This window comes from Streptomyces sp. NPDC127108, assembly GCF_042677545.1.
In the GTDB taxonomy this organism is placed as follows: Bacteria; Actinomycetota; Actinomycetes; order Streptomycetales; family Streptomycetaceae; genus Streptomyces.
This window is the reverse complement of sequence record NZ_JBHXTE010000060.1, coordinates 35,789-55,475: the sequence shown is the minus strand read 5'-3', so window position 1 is coordinate 55,475 and position 19,687 is coordinate 35,789. Positions and strand designations below refer to the sequence as shown.

Sequence of the window (19,687 nt, the reverse complement as noted above, 5' to 3'; positions counted from 1 at the left end):
GCTCCGGCCCTTCGCGCTGTCCGCTCTGTTCGTCCTGTGCCTGCGGGGCTCCCCGCGACCGGCTCCCGTGCCTGCGGGACTCCCGCGACCGTCTTGTGCCTGCGGGGCCCCCGCGACCGTCCCGTGCCTGCCGGGCTCCCCGCGACCGTCAGCGGCTGACGAGCCCCGCGTCGTAGGCGAGGAGGCCCGCCTGGGTCCTGTTGGTGCACTCCAGCTTCACGAGCATGCGGGAGACATAGCCCTTGACCGTCGCCTCGCTGAGGAACAGCTTGGTGGCGATCTGGGCGTTCGACAGGCCTTCGCCGAGGCAGGTGAGGACGTCGGTCTCGCGCTCGGTGAGCTTGCCGACCAGGGCCTTGGCGCGCTCGCGCGCGGCGTCCTCGTCGGAGGATGCGGCCACGATGCGACGCATGGCGACGGGCGAGAGGACGGTGTGGCCGTCGGCGGCGACGCGGACGAGGCCGATCAGGTCCTCGGGAGGCGTGGATTTCACAAGAAATCCACTTGCTCCACTGCGCAGTGCCCGCATCACATACTGATCGGCGTCAAATGTGGTGAGCGCCACGACTTTCGGCGGCTGGTCGAGTTTCATGATGCATTCGATGGCCGTGAGCCCGTCCACGCCCGGCATCCGCAAATCCATGAGGACGAGATCGGGGCGATGCCGCATCACGGCCTCCACCGCGGCGGCTCCGTCATGGGCGGCGTCGACGACCTCAATATCCTCGGCCGAACCGAGAATCGTTCTCAAATGCGCGCAGACCATGGGCTCGTCATCAACAACCAGCACCTTTACGACTTCATGCCCCATGGCCACAGTCTATCCATGGTGCGCTTCCATCGGCAGTACGGCTTCGATGTGGAAGCCGCCGTCGGGGCGGGGTCCGGACTCGAACGTGCCTCCCACCAACTCCACCCGCTGCCGCAACCCCTTCAACCCACTCCCCGAACCAGACGACGCCAACTCCCGATCCACCGCCGCCGTCGGAGCCGAATTCCGCACCCTCAACCGCACCCGATCCGCCTCATACCGCACCTCCACCCGCACCCCACTCCCAGGCGCGTGCTTCCGCACATTCGTCAACGCCTCCTGCACAATCCGATACGCCGTCCGCGCCACCACCGGAGACGACACCGAACGATCCCCCGACTCACTCAACACCACCTCAACCCCCACCGCCCGCGACTCCTCCACCAACACCGACAAACCCCAATCACCCACCCCCACACCACCATCATCACCAACACCACCCACCAACCCCACCGCACTCTCCGGAGACCGCAGCACCCCCACCAAATCCCGCAACTCCTCCAACGCCTGACACCCCGCAGCCCGCAAACCCTCCGCCTCCGCCCGCACCCGCTCATCCGAAGACACCACCCGCAACGCCCCCGCCTGCAACACCATCAACGACACCCGATGCGTCACCACGTCATGCATCTCCCCCGCCAAACGCACCCGCTCCTCCGCCCGCGCCCGCTCCGCCAACAAAAACTGCTCCCGCTCCGCCCGCTCAGCCCGCTCCGTCAACGCCACGATCAACCCCCGCCGCGCCGCCACATACATCCCCAACAACGCCGGCACCGCCGTCAACAACACCCCCGACGCCGCCACCGCGAACGACAACTCCCACAACCGCGTCGCCACCAACGTCAGCACACCCGTCAACACCCACGCACCCCGCGGCCGCGACGAATACACCACCGCCGAATACGCCGCGAACGGCGCAGCCAACGGCACCCACACCCCCGACCCATCCACCGACGTCACCAACAACCCCGGCACCAACCACACCGACAACGACATCAACACCGCAGACACCGTCGCCACACCCAACACAAACAACGGCCACACACGCCGCACCACCAACACCACCACCACAACCACCTGCAACCCCAACCCCGCCCACGGCCCAAACCGCGGATGCTCTTCCCGGGGAAAGCCGCTCCAGAAGGCAACGAAGACGTTGAGTGCGATGAGGGTGGCGACGAGGATGGTGTCCTGAACGGCGCTGCGGCCCAACCATCGAATCGGCCCTGTCACGCGGTCACCCTACTGTCGCCCACACGCCCACGAAGCGGACGTGGTCCATACGAAACAGCGGAGCGTACGAAAGTGGGTAGCGCGCTCCCGAAGTTGCAACCTTGGTCGCTTCCACTCCACACGAAGCGCTCTGCCTCGCTCCCCGCCCCGGTTGTTTGGCTTGTGGGACAACGACAGCCACAGGGGTGGAGGGGCAGTGCCACAGCAGATGCGGCAGGCAGCGCGGGACGGGGCGGAGGCGACACATCCGGACGCCGATGTTCCGTTCGTGCTCGGTGTGCCGCGGCCCGCCCGCCGCCCGGACCGGCGTGCCGTCCACTGGTGGCTGACGCAGAACCTCCTGGTCGTCGTGCCGGTGCTCGCCGCCCTCGCGGCCGCTGCGCTGACGCCCGACGCCCCGTCCTGGCTGTGGACCGTCTTCGCGGTGCTGTGCCCCCTCGGTGTGGGCTACGCGCTGCTCACCCCCTGGTACCGCTACCGCGTGCACCGCTGGGAGGCGGGCGACGACGCGGTGTGCGCCACGTCCGGCTGGCTCACCAGGGAATGGCGTGTGGTGCCGTTCACCCGCATCCAGACCCTGGACACCAAGCGCGGCCCGCTGATGCAGCTCTTCGGGCTCGCCGCGGTGACCGTGACGACCGCGTCCGCGGCGGGCCCGGTCACCATCGTCGGCCTGGACCGGCGCCTTGCCGAAGAGCTGGTCCAGGACCTCACCGAGCGCGTCCGCGCCCTGCGTGAGGACGGCACGTGACCGTGCGTACACCGGTGCTCGACGTACCGAATCCGCAGCCGCCGACCGCGGAGCAGCCGTGGCAGCGACTGCACCCGCGCATGATCGTCGTCAGCGTCAGCTGGCTCGTGGGTCCGGCCGTGCCGCTGCTCGGCGCGATCCTCGTGGCCCGGGACCTGCTGAACTCCCACGGTCTGATCGTGCTCGGCTCCTACATCGTGGTGGCGGGCGTCCAGGCGGGACACGAGTGGGTCCGCTACCGCACCACCCGCTTCCGCATCACCGACAGCCTGGTCGAGCTGCACTCCGGGCTCCTCTTCCGTACCGACAAGTCGATCCCCCGCGACCGTGTCCGCAGTGCCGATCTGACGGCCAACCCCGTCCACCGCCTCTTCGGGCTCGCGGCCGTGAAGGTCGGCACCGGCGAGCACACCGCCCGCAGCGAGGACGAGGAGCTCGTGCTCGACGGGATCTCGCGCGAGCAGGCGGTCCAGTTCCGGGCGCTGCTGCTGACCCGGGGCACGGGCGACACCGGCGGCGAGGCCCCCGCGCTGCCGGTGCCGCTCGCGCGGATGCGCTGGTCGTGGGCCCGCTACGCCCCCCTGACCGTCACCACCTTCGCCGGGGTCCTGGCCGTGGTCACCGGTCTCTCCAAGCTCCTGGACACCCTCGGGCTCGACGTCACCGACAGCGGCACCGCGCGGGGCGTCTGGGACTGGCTGACCGCCGTGCCCCTTGCCGTGGCCGTCGCCGTCGTGACCCTCGTGCTGCTCGCCGTCGGCGTCGCGGGCTCCCTCGTGGCGTTCGCCGAGGCCTGGTACGGACACCGCCTCGAACGCGAGCCGGAAGGCGCCCTGCACATCAGCCGCGGCCTGCTCACCTCCCGGTCGGTGTCCGTGGCCGAGCGGCGGATCTGCGGCGTGGAGCTGAGCCGCCCCCTGCCCCTGCGGCTGCTCGCCGCGGGCCGGCTGAACCTCCTGGCCACCGGGCTCGGCGGCAGCGGCACCTCCTTCCCCGGCTCGCTCGGTCCGGCCCAGCTGATCCCGGCCGCACCCCTGAACTCCGCGCACCAGATCACGGCCGACGTCCTCAACGAGGCCACGTCGCCGATCACTCAGGCGGTGCTGCGCGGCCACCCCCGGCCCGCGCTGCGCCGTCGTCTGGTGCGCGGTTGCCTGTGGGCCCCGGCCGGGGCAGCGGCCCTGGCCGGGGCCGGTACGGCCGCCGGAGTGCTGCCCTGGTGGGCCGCCCTCGTGGCCGCGGCGCTCACCGCGGCCTGCGGGGCGCCGCTCGCGGTGGACGCCTACCGCGGCCTCGGCCACGCCCTGTGCGGTGACTACCTCGTCGTACGACAAGGCACGTTCGTCCGGCGGACCGTGGTGCTGCGGCGCGACCGCGTCGTCGGCTGGACCGGCAGACAGACGTACACGCAGCGCCGCGCCGGACTGTGCACGCTGACCGCCACCACCGCGGCCGGGAAGGGCGCCGTCCGCATACGCGACGTCGGCGTCGCCGACGGGCTCCGCTTCGCGGAGGCGGCGCTGCCCGGCCTCGTCGCCCCCTTCTGCGGCGCGCCGACCGGCCCGGGCACGGACCGCGACTAGCCCCGAACCGCACCACAAGCCCCCGCAAGACCAAGTACTTCGGCGTGATCCGGAGTGGAGGAAGGAACCGTGTTCAAAGCACTAGGACGTTTCGTCGTCGGCCACCGCTGGCTGGTGATCATCGGCTGGCTCATCGCCGGGGCGGCCGTGATCGGCTACGCCCCGTCGCTGACCACCACAACCGATCAGGCCGAGTTCCTTCCCAAGCACTACGAGTCGATCCAGGCGCAGAAGATCCAGGAGAAGGCGTTCCCGAAGGGCTTCAGCCCCTCGGCGATCGTGGTCTTCACGCGCGAGGACGGCAAGGCCCTGGACAAGGCCGACTCGGCCGAGGTCGCCAAGATCGGCAAGACCCTGCAGGCCAAGAAGTACGACAAGGTCGAGCAGGTCATCACCGCGCCGCCGTCACCGCACAAGAAGGTGCAGACGGTGATGGTGTCGATGGCCGACGTGAAGGCGGGCGACAAGAGCCAGCAGCACGCGGTCGAGGACATGCGCGACGACCTCAAGCCGCTGGTCGCCGACTCGGGGCTGAAGTGGGGCGTCACGGGTGACGCGGCCACTCAGCTCGACAACGAGAAGGCCTCCAAGGAGGCCGACGGGCTGATCTTCATCGGCACCATCGTCCTGATCGTCGTCCTGATGACGATCATCTTCCGCAGCCCCACGATCACCGTCCTCACCATCGTCGGCATCACGCTGGTCGCCCAGATCGCCAACGGTCTGATCGCGACCGCCGCCAAGGAGTTCCACCTCAAGGCCGACAGCTCGGTGTCGTCGCTGCTGATCGTCGTGCTCTTCGGCGTCGGCACCGACTACATCCTGTTCCTGATGTTCCGCTACCGGGAGCGGCTGCGGCTCGGTGAGGACCCGAAGACCGCGATGATCTCGGCCATCGGCCGGGTCGGTGAGGCCATCGCCTCGGCCGCGGGAGCCGTCGTCGTCTGCTTCCTGGCGCTGCTGCTCTCCTCGCTCAGCTTCCTCGTCTCCATGGGTCCGGCCCTGGCCATCGCCATCGGCGTGACCCTGCTCGCCAGCCTCACCCTGATCCCGGCGATCATCTCGCTGATGGGCACCAAGGTGTTCTGGCCGTCCAAGTCCTGGCAGCGGGAGCCGCGCGCGGCCCGCTTCGAGGCCATGGGCAAGTCCGTGGCGCGCCGCCCCGGCCTGTTCGCCATCGGCTCCGGCCTGCTCATGATCGTGCTGGCCCTCGGCGCGTTCGGCTACAAGCCGACCTTCGCGAGCCAGGAGGACGAGAACTCCAAGAAGGAGTCGCAGGTCGCCCTGCACGCCATGAGCCAGGACCTGCCGGCGGGCAGCACCAACCCCAGCACCGTCCTGATGCGCTCCACGAACGGCGAGAAGCTCAACGAGGCCGACATGAAGGCCTTCGTCGGCAAGCTCAAGCAGGTCAAGGGCGTGGGCAGCGCCTCGCGTTCGCAGCTCAGCAAGGACGGCAGGACCGCCGAGTTCAACGCCGTGCTGACCATGGACCCCAACGGCCGCAAGGCCATGGACGTCGTCCGCGGCCCGCTGCGGACCACCGCCCACGAGGCCGCGCCGCCCGGAACGGAGACCAAGGTCGGCGGCGTCACCTCGGTGTTCGTCGACATCAACAAGGCCGTCAACCGGGACTTCTCCGTGGTGTTCCCGACCGCGGCCGCGCTGATCATGCTCATCCTCGGCCTGCTCCTTCGCAGCATCGTGGCGCCGATCTACCTGATGGTCTCCGTCGCCCTGGGCTTCGGCGCGACCCTCGGCGCGAGCGTGATCCTCTTCCAGCAGATCGAGGGCCAGTCGGGCCTGACCTTCTTCCTACCCGTGATCATGTACTTGTTCGTCGTGGCCATCGGCACCGACTACAACATCCTCATGGTCGCGCGCCTGCGCGAAGAGGCCAAGGAAGGCCTCGGCCCGCGTGAGGCCACCGCCAAGAGCATCCAGCACGCGGGCCCGACGGTGGCCGCGGCCGGTGTGATCCTCGCGGGCACGTTCGCGTCGATGCTGCTCGCCAGCGATGTCTCGCTCGCCCAGATCGGGTTCGCGGTGGCCTTCGGCATCGTCATCGGGGCCTTCGTGATGGCCATGTTCTTCACGCCCGCCCTCACCGCCCTGCTCGGTAGGGCCGCGTGGTGGCCGCGCCGCATCCAGCAGGACCCGCCGCGCCAGGGCACGCCCCCGCACGCCGGACACCAGCAGCCGGTGCCCGCCCAGACCGGCAGCCCGTACGCGTCCTACCCGCCCCAGGGACGCGGCGACTGACGGGACCGGATTCCCCCCGGGTCCGGTCCGCACGAGAAAGGGCCCCCACCGCGTGAGCGGTGGGGGCCCTTTCTCGTGGGGGTTCTCGAAAGTACGTGACCCTGGTGTCGAGTTCTGCTCTGCTCCTACTCGGCGATTTTCGTGCGGCCGACCCAGCGCAGTTTCAGCGGCCCCGACGCGTCGTCGAGCGCGGCCGCGTCCGGCGTGACCGGCGCGTCAATGAACTCGTAGTGCTCGTAGCCATTTCCGTGCCGAATCTTGATCTTCTCGGCGGAGCAGATCACTTCGTTCAACTCGGCGAGGACGACATTCCCCGAAAGCGTACTCGGGCCGCCTTCGAGGTGGACGGAGTTCAACGTGATGGCGGAGATGGTGCTGTCGATTCCTCGCATGGGTCACCTCTCGTCTTGACACCTCTGACTTGTGAGATTGTTCTGTGACCGCGCGGCGTTCGGATAGCCCCGCAGTACCCCTCAATAACCCCTATCGCAGGGGTGTCTCACTCCGTGGAAGTTCACGACCGCACAGCGGCGGGCACCGGCTCGGGGTGTCCCTGCGGCTGCTGCCCGTCGGCCGCGCGGGTCAGGGGAGCGGAGGCGAGCGCGCTGAACTTCTCGCCCAGCGGCTGGATGACGTTCCGCTCGACCTCGTAATAACTCGTGAGCGCCGACAGCGGCACCCGGCGCAGATGCCAACGGCCCGCGAGATTGCAGCCGATCTCCTGGTCCGGCGTGAAGTGCCCGGTCAGCCAGCCCTGCTCCTCGCCGTCGAGGGTGTGCTCGAGGCGGAAGTGATTGAACAGGCTCTGCGCCGTGGTGCGCACCGTCTCCCGCGGGTCCAGCGGCCGGGGCTCCGCCACGCCGAACCAACACTCGGGCTCCGCGGCGTCCTTGACGTAGGCGTCGTTGAAGCCGAGCCACGGCCACACGAACGCGATGTGCCGGGCGTCGGCGGTGCGCACGTCATCGGCACTGCGACCGTCCGTGATCCGGTCGGCGTCGATGTAGAACCGCCCGAGCCAACTCGGCAGCCACAGGTAGTAGGGGTACGAACTGTCGTCGGACAGCAGGTAGCTGTTGGCATTCGAGAACAGTTCGTTCCCGGCTATGGGGCGCAGCCGCACCCCGTACTCGGGCAGACTGAAACGCACGCTGAGAACCTCGAAGAACGACCGGACGTCCTGGAAGTAGGCGGCCAACGTGTCGTAGGCACCGGCGGTTTCGGCGACGACATCTTTGCGGAAGATCATGCGGTTTCTCCAGCGTGCTCAGGCGGTGCGGTCCCGGACCCGAGAAGCGCGGGAACCGGAATGTGCTAAGACGTGTACGTGAGCGCGACTGTAGATCAACACCAGAGTGCGGTAAACCATGCAGTGGCAAACACGACCACGCCGTCGACGGCGCGAACTCGCCAGCCATTACCGGCCGTTCCCGAACTCGACACGGCGATAGTCGGAGCCGGAATCGGCGGCTGTCTCCTGGCCTCCCGCCTGGCCCGGCACCGGGAACGCGCCGGAGAATTCCACCCCGGCCACGTGGCGCTCTTCGAACGCGCGCACCGCGTCGGCGGACGGCTGTGGTCGGTCCCCATGGCCGAGGGCCTGCACGCCGACCTCGGCGCGATGCGCCTGCACAGCGGACTGCGCCAGGTCCTCGACGTCGTCCAGGAGGCGGGACTCGCAGGCGACCTCGTGCCCTTCGACTTCGGACGCCCCGAGAACCCCACCCACGTACGCGGCCTGACCCTGCGCCAGCGCCACCTGGCCGACCCCGCGAGGATCCCGTACGACCTCACGGGCGGCGAACGCGGCCTGAACCCCGGCGACCTGACGCTCCGCGCGGCCGACGTCCTCGTCCCCGGCTTCACCGAACTGCGCCGCCGCCACCACGAGGCCCGGGAGAGGGGCGACGCGGACCGCGCCGCCCGGTGCGCCACCGCGTTCCGGACCCGCCGCGACCGGGCCACCCTCGGAGGACAGCCCCTGCGGTGGACCGCGTACGCCGACGCCCTGCGGGCCGTGCTCGGGGCGGAGGCGGTCGCGTTCCTCCACGACACCGGCGGCTACGACGTGGCGTACAGCCGCGAGAACACCGCCGAACAGCTCGGCATCCTCTTCCGCACCCCGCCCCGAGCCGCGTATCTGACGCTGCGCCGCGGCATGCAGAGCCTGCCCCTCGCCCTGCGCGACCGCTTCACGGCGGCGGGCGGCACCCTGCGCCTCGGGCACCGGCTCCTGCGCGTCGACCGCGCCGATCCGCACCACGACCGCGCCGCGTCCGGCGCCCCCGCACCCCCGGGCACCCGCCACCCCCGCTACCGCCTGACGTTCGCCCTGGAGGACCCCGAAGGCCGCCCCACCGGCACCCACGTCCACGTCCACGCGCACACCGTCGTGCTCGCCCTGCCCCAGGGCCCGCTCCTGCGGCTCGACGGGGACGGCCTGCCGTTCACATCCCGGCTGCGCGCGGACCTCGCGGCGGTCGAGGCAGTGCCCGCGCACAAGCTCTTCCTGCTGTACCGGACGGCGTGGTGGCACGGCCTCGGCGTGACCCGCGGCCGCGCCACGACGGACCTGCCGCTGCGGCAGCTCTGGTACGGCGGCACCTGCCCGCCGCCCGGCCCCGCCCGCGACGACGGCCCCGCGCTGCTGCTCGCCGCCTACCCCAGCGGGCCCGCCACCAGGACCTGGGACGCACCGCCCGAGCCCGGCACCGACCCCACCGACCCCAACCCGGCCCTGGTGGAGCGGGCGCACCGCCTCCTCGCGCGGATGCACGGCCTGCCCCACCTGGAGGCCCCGCTGTCCGCCCGTCGGCAGGACTGGAACCTGCCGCCGCACGACGGGGCCTGGCACGTCTGGCGGCCCGGGCACGACCCCGACGAGATCGCGCCCCGCGTCCGCGAGCCGCTGCCCGGCGAGGCCGTGCACATCGTCAGTGACTGCTGGACGCCCGACCCGGGCTCGATCGAGGGGGCCGTCGCGAGCGCCGAGGCGGTGCTGCGGGACCACCTGGGGTGCGGGCGGTCGGCCTCCGGCCCGGCAAGGTAGGTTCAGGCCACGGATTCATTCGGTTGTGGGGGCTCACACAGGGTGATGCCCACCGTGTGGCGTGTGGTGAGGTGTGCTGGCATGGCTGTGCTGACGGCGGGGAAGGTCCTGCGGTTCGACGAGGTCCGCGGTTACGGGTTCATCGTCCCCGAGGTGGGCGACGAGGACGTGTTCATGCACGCGAACGACCTGGTGGACGAGAAGTACCTCTACCAGGAGGGCAGCCAGGTCGAGTTCTTCCTGGAGATGGGGGAGAAGGGGCCCAAGGCGTCGAACATCCGCCTGGTCCACCAGTCCACCTCGCACCAGCTGCCCCGTGGCGGCCTCGCGACCCGACCCGCCGCCGCTGCCGCCGACGGCGAGCGGACCGTATCGGCTGCCGACGCCTTCAGCCAGGAGCTGACCGAGGCCCTGCTCGACTCGGTGGGCTCGCTGACCGGCGATCAGATCAAGCGGGTCAGGGCCTGCGTCCTCGACCTGGCGCAGGCGCGGGGCTGGGTCGCCTCGTAGCTTGGAGGCGGACAAGTGGACAAGCGGACAAGGCGAGGAGCGGCGATGAGTGACACCGGCGGAGCCATCGGCATCCACGACGACCGGGCCGACGGAGCCCTGCGGGCCCGCGACGACGGTCAAGTCGTGGGTGAGATCGCCTACTTCACCCTGTCCGAGCCCGCGCCCGCCCTCGTGCCCGTGCACACGGAGGTGCCGTCCGCGCACGCGGGCCGGGGCATCGCGGGCGCCCTCGCCCGGGAGCTGTACGCGATCGCCGCCCGCGAGGGCCGCGCCGTCGTACCGCTGTGCCCGTACGTCGCCAAGTGGGCCGAGCGCCATCCGGACGAGGCGCCCGTCCCGTCCGCCGCGCTCGTCGAGGCCGCCCTCGCCAAGGCCAAGGCGGACCCGTCGGCGTGGTGACCCTGGCGCTCCTGCACACCTCGCCCGCGCACGTCCCCGTCTTCGACGCGCTGCGCGACACCGACCACCCCGGCCTCACGCTGCGCCACCTCGTCCACGAGGACCTGCTCGCGCGCGCCCGCGCCGAAGGCCCCGACGCCGTCGCCGACGCCGTCCGGGCGGCCCTCGCCGAGGCCGCCGAGGGCGCCGACGCCGTGCTGTGCACCTGCTCGACCATCGGCGGCGTCGCCGAGTCGCACGCCGCCGCCACGGGGGTGCCCGTGCTGCGCGTCGACCGGCCGATGGCGGCCGCAGCGGTGCGCGCGGGCCCGGCCGTCGCCGTCGTCGCCACGGTCGCCTCGACCCTGGAGCCGACCGTCGCCCTCGTGCGCGAGGAGGCAGCACGCGCGGGCCGGCCCGTCGACATCCGGACCGTCCTGGTGGACGGCGCCTGGGAGCGGTTCGAGGCGGGGGACCGGGCCGGGTATCTGGGGCTCGTCGCCGAGGCCGTCGAGCGGGTCGCGGGCTCGGTCGGCGCGGTCCTCCTCGCGCAGGCTTCCATGGCCGACGCTGCCGACGCTGCCGACCGCGCGCCCGTCGCGACACCCGTGCTCAGCAGCCCCCGCACCGGCCTGCGCGAGGCCGCCCGGCTGTGCGGGCACACCGAGGCGTGACTCGCGCCGTAACCGGCCGCCGTACCGGGGACGGATCGCCTCCAGGCATGAAGGGGACGGATCACCCCCAGGCATGAGGCGTCCTGCCAGGAGCCCCGCCTAGGGTTCGGGCATGACCTCATCCGAAGAAGTCGTGATCAGTCCGACGGGCTGGGTGGCCGAACAGGCCCGGCTGTACGAGGAGTCGGGCGGGACGAAGGGCGCCGTCGTCCAGGGCGCCCCCTGTCTGCTGCTCGACTACCGGGGCCGCCGCTCCGGGCAGTGGCGGCGCACCGTCCTCATCTACGGCCGCGACGGCGACGACTATCTGATCGTGGCGTCCAACGGCGGCGCCGACACGCATCCGCTGTGGTATCTGAACCTGCGCGACGAGCCCGACGTGCGGCTGCGCGTGGGCACCGAGCGGTTCGACGCCCGTGCGGAGACCCTTTCGGCCGAGGACAAGGAGCGCGTCTGGCCGCACCTCGTCGACGTCTTCGGTCTGTACGCCGACTACCGCAAGAAGACCACCCGGGACATCCCCGTCGTGCGCCTCAGCCGCGTACGGGACTGACCTGCCGCTGTCGTACGGCAATCGGGCGACCCGGGTCCGCGACCGCGCGGGTGGCCCGGATCACCCGGGGCGGGGACGCGTGGACTCACCGGGCGTGGGCACGCGAGGCGGGAGAGAGTGGAAACGCCCGCGGCAGGGCCCTCAGGGCCGACTCAGGCCCCGGGCGCGACCCGCCTCCGATCCGCTGGAGGAACCATGACCCACCCCTTCCCCGACCCCGTGCCCCCCGGACCCACCCCGGGCCCGCACCCGGACCCCACGCCGGGCCCCGGCCCCGCGCCCGACCCGGGCGGGCCGCCGCGCCCCGTGCCGGACCCCGTGCCGCTGCCGGAGCCGTCGCCGTCCCCGGTGCCGAGGCCGCCGGGTCCCGGCCCGGACCCCGTACCGCCGGAGCCCGAGCCGTCACCCATGTGACCGAGCGCTACGCGGACACCTCGGAGCGGTCGCCGCCCCACAGCGTGTGGAACGACCCCTCCCGGTCCGTGCGCCGGTAGGTGTGCGCGCCGAAGTAGTCCCGCTGTCCCTGCGTGAGCGCGGCCGGGAGCCGGTCGGCGCGCAGCGCGTCGTAGTAGGCGAGGGCCGCGGCGAAGCCCGGTGCGGGCACGCCCTGGAGCGTCGCGGCGACCAGGACGGCACGCCAGTCGTCCTGGGCGTCGCCGATCTCCCGCGCGAAGCTCTCGTCGGCGAGCAGGCTCGGCAGGTCGGCGCGGGCGTCGTAGGCGGCGCGGATGCGGTCGAGGAACGCGGCCCTGATGATGCAGCCGCCGCGCCAGATCGAGGCGACCTGCCCCAGGTCGATGTTCCAGTCGTACTCGTCGCTGCCCGCCGCGATCTCGTGGAAGCCCTGCGTGTACGACACGATCTTGGAGGCGTACAGCGCCTGCTCGACCTGGTCGGCGAAGGCGGCCGCCTCCTCCTTGCCGAGCGGCTCCGCCTTCGGGCCCGCGAGGCCGCGCGAGGCGTCCCGCAGGTCCTTGTGACCGGACAGCGAACGGGCGAACACCGCCTCCGCGATGCCCGACACCGGCACCCCGAGGTCGAGGGCGATCTGCACGGTCCAGCGGCCGGTGCCCTTCTGCTCCGCCTGGTCCTGGACGACGTCCACGAACGGCTCGCCGGTCACGGCGTCGACGTGCGCGAGGACCTCGGCCGTGATCTCGATCAGATAGGAGTCGAGGCGGCCGGTGTTCCAGGTGCGGAAGATGTCCGCGATCTCGGCGGGGGAGTAACCGGCGACGTCCCGCAGCAGCTGGTAGGCCTCGGCGATCAGCTGCATGTCGGCGTACTCGATGCCGTTGTGCACCATCTTCACGAAGTGGCCGGCGCCGTCCGGGCCGATGTGCGCCGTGCAGGGGCTGCCGTCGGCGGCCTTCGCGGAGATCTTCTCCAGCATCGGGCCGAGCGCCTCGTAGGACTCCTTGGAGCCGCCCGGCATGATGCTCGGGCCGTTCAGGGCGCCCTCCTCGCCGCCGGACACACCCGTGCCGACGAAGTGGATGCCCTGCTCGCGCAGCTCGCGCTCGCGCCGCCGGGTGTCCGCGAAGTGCGCGTTGCCGCCGTCCACGATCATGTCGCCGGGTTCGAGCAGCGGCGCGAACTCCTTGATGACCGCGTCCGTCGGCTCCCCGGCCTTGACCATGACGACGAGGCGGCGCGGGCGCTCGAGGGCCGCGACGAAGTCCTCGGCGGACTCGGCGCCGACGAAATCGCCCTCGTGGCCGAACTCCTCGACGAGGGCACGGGTCTTGGCCGCCGTGCGGTTGTGCACCGCGACCGTGTAGCCGTTGCGGGCGAAATTGCGGGCGAGGTTGCGCCCCATCACCGCGAGTCCCGTGACACCGATCTGCGCTGAAGCACTCATGCTCTGGCTCCTGAGTTCCTGGGTAATCCGAGGTATCGCATCTGTGCGCCAGTATCACCCGGCGGCGTACCGTGACTTCCCGACACCGTGTCCGAAGGAGGAGCCGCCCGTGCCCCATTTCGATCTGCCCCTGGAAGAACTCCGCCGATACCGTCCGGAATTGCCCGAGCCGGACGACTTCGACGCGTTCTGGGAGAAGACCCTTTCGGCCGCGCGTGAACACGATCTGAACGCGCGGTTCGAGCGGGTCGCGACGCCCCTGTCGACGGTCGAGGTGTTCGACGTGACGTTCGCGGGCTTCGGGGGGCAGCCGGTCAAGGGCTGGTTCCTGGTCCCGGCGGGGGCGACCGGGCCGCTGCCCACGATCATCGAGTACATCGGGTACGGGGGCGGGCGGGGGCTGCCGCACCAGCGGCTGCTGTGGTCGGCCGCGGGGTACGCGCACTTCGTGATGGACACGCGGGGGCAGGCCAGCAGCGGCTCCGTGGGCGACACCCCGGACCCGGTGGGCAGCGGCCCCGCGCACCCGGGCTATCTGACCCGCGGCATCGACGACCCGCACGACTACTACTACCGGCGCGTGTTCACCGACGGCGTGCGCGCCGTCGAGGCCGCCCGCAGCCACCCCCTGGTGGACCCCGGGCGCGTCGCCGCGGTCGGCGGCAGCCAGGGCGGCGGCATCTCGATCGCCGTCGGCGCGCTGGTCCGCGACCTCGCGGCGATCGCCCCCGACGTGCCGTTCCTGTGCGACTTCCCGCGCGCGGTGACGCTCTCGGACCGGCTGCCGTACCAGGAGATCGCCCAGTATCTGCGGACCCGGATCGGCCGCGACGAGCGGGTGTTCCGGACCCTTTCGTACTTCGACGGTGTGCACTTCGCGGCCCGCGGGCGTGCGCCCGCGCTTTTCTCCGCCGCCCTCGAGGACGAGACCTGCCCGCCGTCCACCGTCTTCGCCGCATTCAACTCCTATACGGGTTCGGAACGTTCGATGGAGGTGTACTCCTTCAACGACCATGAAGGCGGCGGACCTTATCAGGAAGACGTGCAACTCCGGTGGCTCGCGGGGCATTTGGGAAAGTGACTCGGAAACACCCCGTGCAAAGCCCCCTCGGCACCGTACTCTTGTCACGCCCATGGCCGACCGGCTAGCTTGCGGCCTTGTCCTGTGGCTGAACGTGTGACCAGTCCGACGTGTGTCTGAGGGGGCTTTCATGGCCTTACGAGGCCGGCATCGCCGGTACCAGCCGAGCCGGATCAACCGTGCCTCGCTCACGGTCACGGCGGGCGGGGCCGGCATCGCCCTGCCGCTGATGTCCGCGGGCACGGGCCACGCCGCGGACGTGGACACCTGGAACAAGGTCGCGGCCTGCGAGTCCACCAACAACTGGAGCATCAACACCGGCAACGGCTACTACGGCGGCCTCCAGTTCACCCAGTCCACCTGGGAGGCCTACGGCGGCACTGCCTACGCCTCGCGCGCCGACCTCGCCACCAAGAGCCAGCAGATCGCCGTCGCCGAGAAGGTCCTGGACGGACAGGGCCCCGGCGCCTGGCCGGTGTGCTCCCAGCGCGCGGGCCTCACCCGCGGCGGCGACAGCCCCGACATCAGGCCCGCCACCGCCCCGCAGCAACGGAAGGCGACCGGCGCGGCGAAGACCGACGGCGCCCCCAAGACCCCCAAGCGCACCGTCCGTGACGTCAAGCCCGAGGTGACACCGCAGTCCACCGCGGGCACCGCGAAGATGTACACGGTCGTCCGCGGCGACACCCTCTCCGGCATCGCCGAGGAACGCCGCGTCCGGGGCGGCTGGCCGCAGCTGTACGACAACAACCGCCGCACCATCGGCGACGACCCGGACTTCATCTCCCCGGGGCAGCGGCTCTCGCTGCGCGGCGCGGAGAAGGGCAAGGCGCCCGTGCGCCCGCCGGAGCGCCGCACACAGCCCGAGCGCGCGCAGCGCCCGGAGAAGCGGCCCGTGCAGCACGACGCGAAGAAGCCCGAGAAGAAGCCTGAGAAGAAGCCGGAGCGGAAGCAGGAGCGCAGGCCCGAGCGGGCGCACCCGCCGGCCAAGCAGCACAGGCCCGCGCCCGAGCCGAAGCGGGACACCGCGCCCGCGGGGCGGCAGAAGGCCGAGGCCGCCACGTCCGCGTCCGGCGCGACCGCACCCGTCTCCGGCTCCATCGGCACGCCGTACCGCGCCTCGGGCAGCTCCTGGTCGAAGGGCTACCACACGGGCGTCGACTTCCCCGTGCCCACCGGCACGTCCGTGAAGGCCGTCGCCTCGGGCACGGTCGTCTCGTCGGGCTGGGGCGGCAGTTACGGCTACCAGGTCGTCATCCGGCACACCGACGGCAAGTACTCGCAGTACGCCCATCTGTCGGCGCTCACGGTGAAGGCCGGACAGAAGGTCGGCCCCGGCCAGCGCATCGGCCGCTCCGGCTCGACCGGCAACAGCACCGGGCCGCACCTGCACTTCGAGATCAGGACCGGCCCCGGCTTCGGCGCGGACGTCGATCCGCTGGCGTACCTGCGGGCGCGCGGCGTGCGCATCTGAGACGGATGCGCGGCTGAACTCTCCGCCGCCCCGCGCGGGCTCAGGACACGCTGTGCTGCTCCCGCGCGGGCCGCGTCAGCGACGCCCTCAGGAACGTCGTGTCCATCGACGACGGCTGGAGCGGCATGGCGGTCAGGGCCTCGGGCACCAGGTGCTGTTCCGGCGTGGGCTGTTCGCCGGTCAGCGGGCGGCGGCCCGGCTCGGCCAGCGGGCGCTCGTCGTGGCCGGGCTTGCGCTGCTCGGTGACCGTGGGGTCGTCGGCCGTGCGGGCGGCGGCGGGGGACGGCGACGTGGTGGTGTCGTCGGCGCCGCCGGTGCCGGTCAGGGGGCGGTCCAGGAGCTGGGGGGCCGTCGCGGTCCCCGTGGAGCTCTCGTTCGCCGACGCGGGCGCGTCGCTCTGGTGCGGGGCGCCGATACGTTCCGTCGTCAGCAGGATCAGGCCGCCCGCCGCGACGACGCCGCAGGCGAGGGCGACGGCCATGCCCGCCGTGCCGTAGCGGAAGGATTCTCCGAACAGGGTGAGCCCGACCGCGGCCGCGATCACCGGGTTCACGACGGTCACCGCCGACAGCGGCGCCGCGAGGCCCGCGCCCCGGTAGGAGGCCTGCGAGAGCAGCAGCCCGCTGACCGCGAGGACCGCGATGACCGCGAGGCTCGGCACCTGCCGCGTCAGCGGCTCGTGCGCGTCCCAGTCCACCGCGACCGTCTTGGTGAACACCGAGGAGATGCCGAACGCGATGCCCGCCGCCGTGGCGAGCAGCATGCCGCGCACCGCGGGGTGCCGGTGGGCGGCGTGCGCGAGCAGCATCAGCGTGACGACCGCGCCCGCGGTGCCGAGCGCGAGCCCGATCCGCTCGGTGTCGGCGAGCGACTGCGAGGCGGTGGCCTGCGTCAGCGAGAGCAGCCCGACCAGGCCCACCGTCGCCATGATGGCGCCGCGCCACGCCGTGGAACCGGCCTTGCGGCGCACGAACAGCGCCGCCATCGGCAGCGCGAACACGATCGTCAGGGCGCCCAGCGGCTGCACCAGGCTCAGCGGGCCGTAGGCGAGCGCCACCACGTGCAGCAGGCCGCCGAGGCCGTTGAGGACCACCGCGACCCACCAGGCGCCGTTGCGCAGGGGAGCGTACTGCTGCTCCGCGGACTTGGCCGCCACCTGCTCCTGGATGATCGCCCCGCCCGCGTAGGCCACGGCGGAGATCAGGGAGAGCACGATGGACAGCGCGAGGGCACTCATGAGGTGCTCCCAGGCGCGCGGCGCGACCGTGCGGAACGGTCGGCGGAGTCCCTGTGCATCCGGTGTGCCCGGAGCGGCGAGCGGTCGGCTTCCATGTTCACCACAATGTCGCGCGGAGCGCGCCAAGTCGTCGTCCCTGAGCAGTCAATCTGTCCTACTACCGATGGAGTACGACCCCCTCCATGTCCTCCCCAGGTCTGGTTACCCCTGGGAATCGGTGGCCTGCTGTACTTCTCCGGTGACTACTCAGGAGTATCGGGAGCGCGGGATCGACTGGGCCCTCGTCGGGTCCGTCGGCGGTTTCTTCTCTCTCAGGATGGGTGCGCGCGCCGCCGGGCGCCATGTGGCACTGGCGCGTTGCTACGAGGGTGACGGCGCGGGCGCGGAGGGTGACTTCGGCGGCGACCCGCTCGCGTTCCGGGTGGCCAAGGTCGCCGCCCGCCTCGCCGCCCCCGAGGACCGCGTCGCCGCCTCGGTGGCGCAGCTCGGCCTCGCCGCCCGGCTGTGGTCCCTCGCGCTCGGCCCGGCCGCGCTGCACGGGCGGGTGCCCGACCTGGACCCGGAGCGGCTGCTGTGGGACGCGGACGGCACCTCGCCGGACGATCTGGTGCTCACCGGGGACCGCACGTTTCCGGCCGACGCCGCCCGCGTCCACGAGATCGTCCACGACCGGCACCTCGCGCCGCTCGCCCGCGCCCTGCGTGCCCGCTTCCGGATCTCCCCGGCCCTGCTGCGCGGCAACTCCGGTTCGGCCCTCGCCGGAGCGGCCCGCGAGCTGCACGCCTGGGCCGTCCGCGAGGGCCGCCCCGACGTGGGGGAGCGGGCGCTGAACCTCGCCGCCGAACTCTTCGCCCACCCCTCCCTGGCCGCAACCGGAACCCTTCAGGGGACCGCGTTCCGGCGCCGCAGCTGCTGCCTCTACTACCGCTGTCCGAACGGCGGCCTGTGCGGCGACTGCTGTTTCGACCGGCCCCCGCAGCGGTCTTCCCACGGCGCGGCGTCTGGGTGACCATGAGGGAGCCGGCCGACGACGGGGGGCTCCGCTCATGAAAGTGGGACTGCTCACCCGGGAGTTCCCGCCCGACGTCTACGGCGGCGCGGGGGTCCATGTCGAGTTCCTGGCACGGGAGTTACGGGCGCTCACCGACCTCGACGTGCACTGCTGGGGCGAGGGCACGACGGAAGGCGTCGTGCGCCACCGCGCCTGGGCGGACCTCGACACCGCCAACGACGCGCTGCGCACCCTCTCCGTGGACCTGTCCATGGCGGCCGCGCTCACGGGCCGCGACCTCGTCCACTCCCACACCTGGTACGCCAACCTCGCCGGGCACGTCGGCAAGCTCCTGCACGGCATCCCGCACGTCATGACCACGCACTCCCTGGAGCCGCTGCGCCCCTGGAAGGCCGAGCAACTCGGCGGCGGCTACGCCCTCTCCAGCTGGGCCGAGCGCACCGCCATCGAGGCCGCCGACGCCGTCATCGCCGTCTCCCGGGGCATGCGCGAGGACATCCTCGGCTGCTACCCGGCCGTCGACCCGGCGAAGGTGCACGTCGTCCACAACGGCATCGACACCGACGTGTACCGCCCCGACCCGGGCACCGGCGCCCTGCAGCGGCACGGCATCGACGAGGCCCGCCCCTATGTGCTGTTCGTCGGCCGCATCACCCGCCAGAAGGGCGTGCCCCATCTGCTGCGCGCCGCCCGCCACCTGGACCCCGGCGTCCAGCTCGTGCTGTGTGCGGGCGCCCCCGACACCCCGGAGATCGACCGGGAGTTCCGGGGCCTCTTCGAGGAGCTCGGCCGCACCCGCGACGGCGTCATCTGGATCCCGCGCATGCTGCCGCGCCCCGAGATCGTCCAACTCCTCACCCATGCGACGGTGTTCGTGTGCCCGTCGGTGTACGAGCCGCTCGGCATCGTCAACCTGGAGGCGATGGCGTGCGGCACCGCCGTCGTGGCCTCGCGCGTCGGCGGCATACCGGAGGTCGTCTCCGACGGCACGACGGGCCTGCTCGCGCCCTACGACGTACGTGAGCCGGAACGTTTCGAGCACGACCTGGCCGTGCTCGTGAACCACCTCGCCACCGACCCGCGCCGGGCCGGGGCGATGGGCGCGGCCGGACGCCACCGCGCGGAGCGCGAGTTCGGCTGGGGCGCGGTGGCGCGGCGCACGCTCGATGTGTACGAGGGCGTCACGGGGTTACTCAAGTCCGAATAGCGGCAGGG

At 71.8% G+C, this 19,687-nt stretch carries 19 protein-coding genes; 13 read left to right on the top strand and 6 right to left on the bottom strand.

The genetic code is table 11. From position 1 onward, the window contains the following. Positions 1-148 precede the first annotated feature (148 nt). Together ACFVHO_RS36135 and ACFVHO_RS36130 are read right to left on the bottom strand one after the other, a co-directional pair. Positions 149-811 carry a response regulator transcription factor gene (locus ACFVHO_RS36135; RefSeq protein ID WP_030363850.1) on the bottom strand — a complete coding sequence of 221 codons (663 nt, stop codon included), beginning with the start codon at positions 809-811 and terminating at the stop codon, positions 149-151. Between the two features lie 9 nt (positions 812-820). Beyond that, positions 821-2,044, bottom strand: a complete 1,224-nt coding sequence (locus ACFVHO_RS36130) for a sensor histidine kinase (protein WP_380843614.1) — start codon at positions 2,042-2,044, stop codon at positions 821-823. A gap of 196 nt (positions 2,045-2,240) precedes the next feature. On the opposite strand from ACFVHO_RS36130, the gene ACFVHO_RS36125 reads away from it, so the two are divergent. The 3 genes from ACFVHO_RS36125 to ACFVHO_RS36115 all read left to right on the top strand — a co-directional run bounded on the left by ACFVHO_RS36125 (position 2,241) and on the right by ACFVHO_RS36115 (position 6,640). After that, positions 2,241-2,795, top strand: coding sequence for a PH domain-containing protein (locus ACFVHO_RS36125; protein ID WP_385724365.1), 555 nt, complete (start codon positions 2,241-2,243; stop codon positions 2,793-2,795). Next, the gene (locus ACFVHO_RS36120) at positions 2,792-4,378 is read left to right on the top strand and encodes a PH domain-containing protein (RefSeq protein ID WP_385724362.1); all 1,587 of its coding nucleotides are present in this window, start codon (positions 2,792-2,794) and stop codon (positions 4,376-4,378) included. The genes ACFVHO_RS36125 and ACFVHO_RS36120 overlap by 4 nt, the downstream gene beginning before the upstream one ends. 69 nt (positions 4,379-4,447) lie before the next feature. Further along, a complete protein-coding gene (locus ACFVHO_RS36115; protein WP_385724359.1) occupies positions 4,448-6,640 on the top strand; it encodes an MMPL family transporter in 2,193 nt (730 codons plus the stop codon). 125 nt (positions 6,641-6,765) lie between these two features. On the opposite strand, the gene ACFVHO_RS36110 is transcribed toward ACFVHO_RS36115, so the two are convergent. Both ACFVHO_RS36110 and ACFVHO_RS36105 read right to left on the bottom strand, forming a co-directional pair. After that, positions 6,766-7,032: a DUF5988 family protein gene (locus ACFVHO_RS36110; RefSeq protein WP_385724356.1), complete on the bottom strand. Its 267-nt coding sequence runs from the start codon at positions 7,030-7,032 to the stop codon at positions 6,766-6,768. 122 nt (positions 7,033-7,154) lie between these two features. Then, on the bottom strand, positions 7,155-7,889 hold the full coding sequence (locus tag ACFVHO_RS36105; RefSeq protein WP_385724354.1) for a hypothetical protein: 735 nt from the start codon (positions 7,887-7,889) through the stop codon (positions 7,155-7,157). A 123-nt stretch (positions 7,890-8,012) separates the two neighbouring features. On the opposite strand from ACFVHO_RS36105, the gene ACFVHO_RS36100 reads away from it, so the two are divergent. From ACFVHO_RS36100 to ACFVHO_RS36075, 6 genes are all read left to right on the top strand, one after another. After that, positions 8,013-9,689 (top strand): flavin monoamine oxidase family protein, encoded by a 1,677-nt coding sequence (locus ACFVHO_RS36100; RefSeq protein ID WP_385724352.1) that lies wholly within the window; start codon positions 8,013-8,015, stop codon positions 9,687-9,689. Positions 9,690-9,776: 87 nt separating this feature from the next. Continuing rightward, on the top strand, positions 9,777-10,199 hold the full coding sequence (locus tag ACFVHO_RS36095) for a cold-shock protein (RefSeq protein WP_385724384.1): 423 nt from the start codon (positions 9,777-9,779) through the stop codon (positions 10,197-10,199). Between the two features lie 45 nt (positions 10,200-10,244). Then, entirely contained in the window at positions 10,245-10,601 is a 357-nt protein-coding gene (locus ACFVHO_RS36090) for a GNAT family N-acetyltransferase (protein WP_385724349.1), read from the top strand. Beyond that, complete coding sequence (locus ACFVHO_RS36085; RefSeq protein WP_385724381.1) at positions 10,598-11,254, top strand: aspartate/glutamate racemase family protein; 657 nt, start codon at positions 10,598-10,600, stop codon at positions 11,252-11,254. Before ACFVHO_RS36090 ends, ACFVHO_RS36085 begins: the two co-directional genes overlap by 4 nt. A 112-nt stretch (positions 11,255-11,366) precedes the next feature. Beyond that, complete coding sequence (locus ACFVHO_RS36080) at positions 11,367-11,807, top strand: nitroreductase family deazaflavin-dependent oxidoreductase (RefSeq protein ID WP_385724346.1); 441 nt, start codon at positions 11,367-11,369, stop codon at positions 11,805-11,807. A gap of 195 nt (positions 11,808-12,002) precedes the next feature. Then, the gene (locus ACFVHO_RS36075; RefSeq protein WP_380843630.1) at positions 12,003-12,221 is read left to right on the top strand and encodes a hypothetical protein; all 219 of its coding nucleotides are present in this window, start codon (positions 12,003-12,005) and stop codon (positions 12,219-12,221) included. A 7-nt stretch (positions 12,222-12,228) separates the two neighbouring features. Here ACFVHO_RS36075 and gndA read toward each other — a convergent pair whose 3' ends face one another. Beyond that, positions 12,229-13,668: an NADP-dependent phosphogluconate dehydrogenase gene (gene gndA, locus ACFVHO_RS36070; RefSeq protein WP_385724343.1), complete on the bottom strand. Its 1,440-nt coding sequence runs from the start codon at positions 13,666-13,668 to the stop codon at positions 12,229-12,231. Positions 13,669-13,777: 109 nt separating this feature from the next. Between gndA and ACFVHO_RS36065 the strand changes: the two genes are divergently transcribed. Both ACFVHO_RS36065 and ACFVHO_RS36060 read left to right on the top strand, forming a co-directional pair. Further along, positions 13,778-14,749: an acetylxylan esterase gene (locus ACFVHO_RS36065; RefSeq protein ID WP_385724340.1), complete on the top strand. Its 972-nt coding sequence runs from the start codon at positions 13,778-13,780 to the stop codon at positions 14,747-14,749. Between the two features lie 130 nt (positions 14,750-14,879). Further along, positions 14,880-16,223: a transglycosylase family protein gene (locus ACFVHO_RS36060; RefSeq protein WP_385724337.1), complete on the top strand. Its 1,344-nt coding sequence runs from the start codon at positions 14,880-14,882 to the stop codon at positions 16,221-16,223. 40 nt (positions 16,224-16,263) lie between these two features. Here the strand turns inward: ACFVHO_RS36060 and ACFVHO_RS36055 are convergent, their stop codons facing one another. Then, a complete protein-coding gene (locus ACFVHO_RS36055) occupies positions 16,264-17,460 on the bottom strand; it encodes a DMT family transporter (RefSeq protein ID WP_385724335.1) in 1,197 nt (398 codons plus the stop codon). A 316-nt stretch (positions 17,461-17,776) separates the two neighbouring features. On the opposite strand from ACFVHO_RS36055, the gene ACFVHO_RS36050 reads away from it, so the two are divergent. Next, on the top strand, positions 17,777-18,469 hold the full coding sequence (locus ACFVHO_RS36050) for a (2Fe-2S)-binding protein (RefSeq protein WP_385724378.1): 693 nt from the start codon (positions 17,777-17,779) through the stop codon (positions 18,467-18,469). A gap of 37 nt (positions 18,470-18,506) precedes the next feature. After that, positions 18,507-19,679: a glycogen synthase gene (gene glgA / locus ACFVHO_RS36045; RefSeq protein ID WP_385724332.1), complete on the top strand. Its 1,173-nt coding sequence runs from the start codon at positions 18,507-18,509 to the stop codon at positions 19,677-19,679. Positions 19,680-19,687: the final 8 nt, after the last annotated feature.

Excerpts from the sequence above, each read along its gene's own strand:
- ACFVHO_RS36135 (WP_030363850.1), bottom strand. The coding sequence starts at position 811 with ATGGGGCATGAAGTCGTAAAGGTGCTGGTTGTTGATGACGAGCCCATG.
- ACFVHO_RS36110 (WP_385724356.1), bottom strand. The coding sequence starts at position 7,032 with ATGCGAGGAATCGACAGCACCATCTCCGCCATCACGTTGAACTCCGTC.
- ACFVHO_RS36105 (WP_385724354.1), bottom strand. The coding sequence starts at position 7,889 with ATGATCTTCCGCAAAGATGTCGTCGCCGAAACCGCCGGTGCCTACGAC.
- ACFVHO_RS36090 (WP_385724349.1), top strand. The coding sequence starts at position 10,245 with ATGAGTGACACCGGCGGAGCCATCGGCATCCACGACGACCGGGCCGAC.
- ACFVHO_RS36080 (WP_385724346.1), top strand. The coding sequence starts at position 11,367 with ATGACCTCATCCGAAGAAGTCGTGATCAGTCCGACGGGCTGGGTGGCC.
- ACFVHO_RS36075 (WP_380843630.1), top strand. The coding sequence starts at position 12,003 with ATGACCCACCCCTTCCCCGACCCCGTGCCCCCCGGACCCACCCCGGGC.
- gndA (WP_385724343.1), bottom strand. The coding sequence starts at position 13,668 with ATGAGTGCTTCAGCGCAGATCGGTGTCACGGGACTCGCGGTGATGGGG.
- ACFVHO_RS36060 (WP_385724337.1), top strand. The coding sequence starts at position 14,880 with ATGGCCTTACGAGGCCGGCATCGCCGGTACCAGCCGAGCCGGATCAAC.
- ACFVHO_RS36055 (WP_385724335.1), bottom strand. The coding sequence starts at position 17,460 with ATGAGTGCCCTCGCGCTGTCCATCGTGCTCTCCCTGATCTCCGCCGTG.
- ACFVHO_RS36050 (WP_385724378.1), top strand. The coding sequence starts at position 17,777 with ATGGGTGCGCGCGCCGCCGGGCGCCATGTGGCACTGGCGCGTTGCTAC.
- glgA (WP_385724332.1), top strand. The coding sequence starts at position 18,507 with ATGAAAGTGGGACTGCTCACCCGGGAGTTCCCGCCCGACGTCTACGGC.